At 59.9% G+C, this 4837-nt stretch carries 5 protein-coding genes; 3 read left to right on the top strand and 2 right to left on the bottom strand.

The annotated features are described in order from the left end of the window. The 3 genes from ACYVD0_RS19685 to ACYVD0_RS19675 all read left to right on the top strand — a co-directional run. Window positions 1-717 (top strand): transposase (locus tag ACYVD0_RS19685; protein ID WP_460428375.1); only part of this gene is annotated, 717 nt, incomplete at its 5' end. A gap of 315 nt (window positions 718-1032) precedes the next feature. After that, window positions 1033-2472 (top strand): peptidoglycan DD-metalloendopeptidase family protein, encoded by a 1440-nt coding sequence (locus ACYVD0_RS19680; RefSeq protein WP_460428374.1) that lies wholly within the window; start codon window positions 1033-1035, stop codon window positions 2470-2472. Window positions 2473-2474: 2 nt separating this feature from the next. Further along, window positions 2475-3566: an anhydro-N-acetylmuramic acid kinase gene (locus tag ACYVD0_RS19675; RefSeq protein ID WP_460428373.1), complete on the top strand. Its 1092-nt coding sequence runs from the start codon at window positions 2475-2477 to the stop codon at window positions 3564-3566. A gap of 70 nt (window positions 3567-3636) precedes the next feature. Here the strand turns inward: ACYVD0_RS19675 and erpA are convergent, their stop codons facing one another. Both erpA and ACYVD0_RS19665 read right to left on the bottom strand, forming a co-directional pair. After that, entirely contained in the window at window positions 3637-3987 is a 351-nt protein-coding gene (gene erpA / locus ACYVD0_RS19670; RefSeq protein WP_460428372.1) for an iron-sulfur cluster insertion protein ErpA, read from the bottom strand. 228 nt (window positions 3988-4215) lie between these two features. Next, window positions 4216-4677 carry a hypothetical protein gene (locus ACYVD0_RS19665; protein ID WP_460428371.1) on the bottom strand — a complete coding sequence of 154 codons (462 nt, stop codon included), beginning with the start codon at window positions 4675-4677 and terminating at the stop codon, window positions 4216-4218. Window positions 4678-4837: the final 160 nt, after the last annotated feature.

Here is a 4837-nt window from a genome sequence, read left to right as displayed (position 1 = left end):
TTCTTCGAGCGCATCAAGTCGCTGGAGCAGTGGCCCGGGTACGCCAGCGATGGGCATTTCAGCGTGGACGGCACGCGGATCGACGCCTGGGCTTCGCACAAGTCTTTCGTCCGCAAGGACGGCGGCAAGCCGCCGGCAGATGGCACGCGCAACCCCTACGCCGACTTCAAGGGCGAGAAGCGCAGCAACGCCACCCATCGGTCGAAAACCGATCCCGAGGCCCGTCTGGCGCGCAACAACAACGGCGACGCCAGCCGTCTGGCGCATAGGGCACACACGATGATCGAGCACCGCAGCAGGCTGATCGTGGATGTGGAGTGCACCGGGTTCAACGGGCCTGCCGAAGTCGAGGCCGCGCTGGCCATGCTGGAGCGCACGGCCAAGCCGGGCAGCACGGTCGGGGCGGACAGGAACCATGGCCAACAGGCCCTTGTCCAGGGTGCGCGCGAACTGAAGGTGACGCCGCCTGTGGCGCGCCAGGAAAAGGGCAGCGCCATCGACGGACGCACGACGCGTCATCCGGGGTATGCGACCAGCCTGAAGCTCCGCAAGCGGATCAAGGAAGGCTTTGGCTGGCTGAAGACGGTGGGCGGGCTGCGCAAGACCAGGCTGACCGGTCGGGCGAAGCTGAGTGCCCAACTGCTGCTGGGCTTCTCGGTCTACAACCTGATCCGCCTGGGGAGCCTGTCGGGCTGGTGGCGAGGCTCGCATGTATAGGGCGAGCTGCGCCCGGAAAACGCCGAAAGGCGTGGGAAGGCGCTGGAATCGTCCAAAAGGGCCTGAAGCTAGGCCTTTTGAAAGAAACGTCAGGGTCTGAGCGCTTGAAAAAACGTCAAACCTGACGGACTGGGGCAGTTGGAGCTGAATTTTTCAACGACCTGTTAGTCGTTTGTCTATCCCTTAGGGTTAAAGGGGAAACGGTGGCCTGTGTCTCAAGGGACTCATTCAGACAAACCACACGCCCCTCAGGGTTGCCTCATAGGCGATTTGATTATATTTTAGTCAGTTACTGTATTCTAAACACCCCCTGCCATGACTCAAAAAGACACCAAAGCCTCGCTCTACCCAAAAAGCCATATTTTGGCTGCCAGTGGTGTAGTAGCGCTGCTCAGCCTGGCCCTGCTGGTGTTCCCCTCACGTGAGGTCGAGGCGAAGAAACCCTTTATCAATCCAGAGATAGAGAGCGCTTTGACTTGGAGTGAAAAAACAGACGACCAAAAACCAGAACTGCCCGTCGACGAGGCGGCACTGTCTTATGCCATGCCCGAAGGCTCCACGGATAGCCTGCCCAGCTCTGCGGAGCAGCCCCTTCAGCAGACTGGAAGTGATGCCCCCCCTACCGCGACTGCAACCCCTCACCTGTCCACAACCAAAAAAATTGTGACCGCAAGCAAGGGGGATTCCCTTTCGGCAGTGTTCGCCAAGGTAGGGGTCCCAATTTCCACCTGGCAAGAAATCCTTAGCAACAACAAGGAAGCCGCCAAACAGCTGGAGCGCGTCAAAGCCGGGCAAAAGTTTGAATTCACGCTTTCCGCCAACGGCGAGCTGCAAACTTTGCACACCAAGCTGGACAGACTGAAAACCATGAAAATTAGCAAGTCTGCCCAAGGGTTTTCCATCAAGCATGATATCGCCAAGCCCGAGGTGCGCACTGTCTATGCCCGTGGCGTGATCGACAGCTCTTTATTTCTTGCAGCCAAGAAAGCCGGCCTCTCCCATAGCACGACCTTGGCTCTGTCGAACATCTTTGCCTATGACATCGATTTCGCTCGGAGCATCCGCCGCGGCGACGAGTTCGAAGTGATCTACGAGGAAAAGCGCCTCGGCAGCAAACGCTTAAATCAGAGTAATATTCTTGCCGCCCGCTTCATCAATCGAGGCAAGACTTACACCGCCGTGCGCTACACCAACAAGCAAGGCGCAACCAACTACTACACCGCCGATGGCAACAGCATGCGCAAGGCCTTCATCCGCACGCCCGTGGACTTTGCCCGCATAAGCTCACGCTTTTCCAACGGCCGTCGCCATCCGATTCTCAATAAGATCCGCGCCCACAAAGGTGTCGACTATGCTGCTCCACGCGGCACGCCGATCCGCGCAACCGGCAACGGGAAAGTGACTCTCGCCGGCCGCAAGGGCGGATATGGCAACACCGTAATCATCCAGCACGGCAACCGCCACCAGACCCTCTATGCACACATGCAGGGCTTTGCCAAAGGAGTCCGTACGGGCAGCACCGTCAAACAAGGGCAGATCATCGGCTACATTGGGACCACCGGTTTATCGACCGGGCCGCACCTCCATTATGAGTTCCAGATCAATGGCACTCACGTCGATCCCTTGTCGCAAAAATTGCCAATGGCCGACCCGATTGCCCGAAGTGAAAGGCAGCGCTTCCTGCAGCAGACCCAGGCGCTGATAGCCCAGATGAATCAGGAAAAGGCCACCATGCTGGCCATGGACAAGCGCTGACCATGGCGCTTTACTTGGGGGTAATGTCTGGTACCAGCCTGGACGGGCTAGATATCGCCCTTGTCGATCAGGACACCCGGACCAATCTACTCGGCATGCTTTATCTGCCCATGCCTGCGGATCTTCGTGCTGATCTGCTGGCCCTCTGCTCCCCTGGCCCCAATGAACTGGTGCGGGCAGCACTCGTCGAGCAGCAATGGGTGCATCTTGCCGCTCAAGGTATCGATAGCCTGCTCAAACAGCAGAGTATCCAACCCGCCCGGATTCGCGCCATTGGCAGCCACGGACAAACCATTCGTCATCATCCGGCACAGGGCATCACCATTCAGATCGGCAATCCGGCTTTACTGGCTGAATGCACCGGCATCAGCGTCGTCAGCGACTTCCGAAAACGCGACCTTGCCGCAGGGGGCCAGGGTGCTCCGCTGGTACCAGCTTTCCACCAGGCGCTGTTCGCAGACGACAGCACCCACCGCGCCATCCTCAACATTGGCGGCTTCAGCAATCTGACCCTGATTGAGCCAGGAAAACCGGTTTACGGCTTCGATTGCGGCCCCGGCAACGTTCTTCTGGATGCCTGGATTCAGCGCCAGCAAGGCCTTGAGTTTGATCGTAACGGCGACTGGGCGGCCAGCGGCAAGATACGGTCGGCATTGCTGAAGACACTTCTCGGCGATCCCTTCTTTCTGAGCCGGGGCCCGAAAAGCACGGGTCGCGAGCTGTTCAACATGGTCTGGCTGGAGCAACAATTGGCCGGGCTGCCAACCATGGCGCCAGCGGACATACAGGCCACCCTGCTCGAACTCACCGCCAGCAGCATCGTCGACTCCCTGCAAACAGCCCAAGGCAGGACGGATGAGCTGCTCGTTTGTGGTGGTGGAGCCCACAACCAGGCACTCATGAAACGGCTCGCCGAACTATTGCCTACCAGCAAGGTAGCCACCACCGAGGCCTACGGGATCCCCCCGGACTGGATCGAAGCCATGGCCTTTGCCTGGCTGGCGCACTGCTGCTTGGAAGGCATACCAGCCAACCGGCCCAGCGTGACCGGAGCACGAGGGCCGCGGATCCTGGGCGCCATTTATCCTGCCTGAGCCCCAGACAACACCCAGACGACAAATAAAAACGCCACCCCCAAGAGGGACGTTTTGACTTGATGCAGGCTCAGATCGAAAAAGACTGGCCACAACCGCAGGTGGTCGCGGCATTGGGGTTCTTGATCACGAAGCGCGAACCTTCCAGCCCTTCTTGATAATCCACCTCAGCCCCGGCCAGATATTGAAAACTCATCGGATCGACGACCAGGCTGACACCCTCACGCTCGACGAGGGTGTCATCCTCGGCGAGGTCTTCATCGAAAGTGAATCCGTACTGGAACCCCGAGCATCCACCTCCCGTGACGAAAACGCGGAGCTTCAGGCGCGGATTGCCTTCCTCGCTGATCAGGGTCTTCACCTTGTTTGCGGCCCCCTGCGTAAAGAGCAGCGGTGTCGGGGTGAAGGTTTCTACGGTCATGCTGGTGACTCCCCGGCGCCATGCGCCCTAACTGTCATTGAAGTGAATTATCCACCTGCGCGGAAAACCTGGTCAACAGACTGCCAACCACGCCCCGTCAACAGACTAGCTTCAGGAAGGCTAGTGCAGTTTCAACCGACATCTTGTTCAAGTGGTGGGAGCTGTTCGCAACCGTAATAGGTGCAGACCCGCTCCATTACCTCGGCGATGGTCAACGGGCGTTCGGGTTCATGGATCGCCCGCTTGCCATGCACCCAGCAAGGCTCGATTCGATTCACCCAGGGGCTCTTGCTCGGCAGGCGGCAGGCGGCAGCTTACGATCCGTACGCCACCCTCGGCCCTGGCCCGGCGATTGTGCGTCCCGATCCAGGCCCGCACTCGATGGCTGACATGCCAGCTGGCATTGTCCCAGATCATCAGCAGCGCCTTCTTGCCCTCGCTCGCCAGGCGCTCGCAGACCCACGCCAGGAAGTCCTCGGTCACCTGGCTGACCGGGCGGCCCCTGACGAAGCGCAGCAGCATCCGCCCCGTGTCGGCGCGCAACAGACCATAGCAACTCAGCGCCTTGGGTTCGGCATCCTGCAGATCCGCCGACAACTGCTGCAAGCGCAGAGCCGGCCCCTCGCTCCAGGCCTTCAGGGACGGACGCGCGAAGCGGCTCCACCAGACTTCGTCCTGAAAACCCAGCACCCAGTCCGAGCGCCTCGCCGCCAACTCGATCAGGCGGTCGCGCCACTTTTTTTACGGGCGTAATGCGGATCCGGACTGGTGATCCAGGTCTTGGCCCGCTTCCAGCCCACGCCCAGGCGTATCAGCGCCTGGCGGATCGACTCGTGGCTCAGTTGCCGCT

Source organism: Azotobacter armeniacus (assembly GCF_054779355.1).
Note: the sequence above shows the minus strand (reverse complement) of the source record. Positions and strands in the feature narration are given on the sequence as shown.

Excerpts from the sequence above, each read along its gene's own strand:
- ACYVD0_RS19680 (WP_460428374.1), top strand. The coding sequence starts at position 1,033 with ATGACTCAAAAAGACACCAAAGCCTCGCTCTACCCAAAAAGCCATATT.
- ACYVD0_RS19675 (WP_460428373.1), top strand. The coding sequence starts at position 2,475 with ATGGCGCTTTACTTGGGGGTAATGTCTGGTACCAGCCTGGACGGGCTA.
- erpA (WP_460428372.1), bottom strand. The coding sequence starts at position 3,987 with ATGACCGTAGAAACCTTCACCCCGACACCGCTGCTCTTTACGCAGGGG.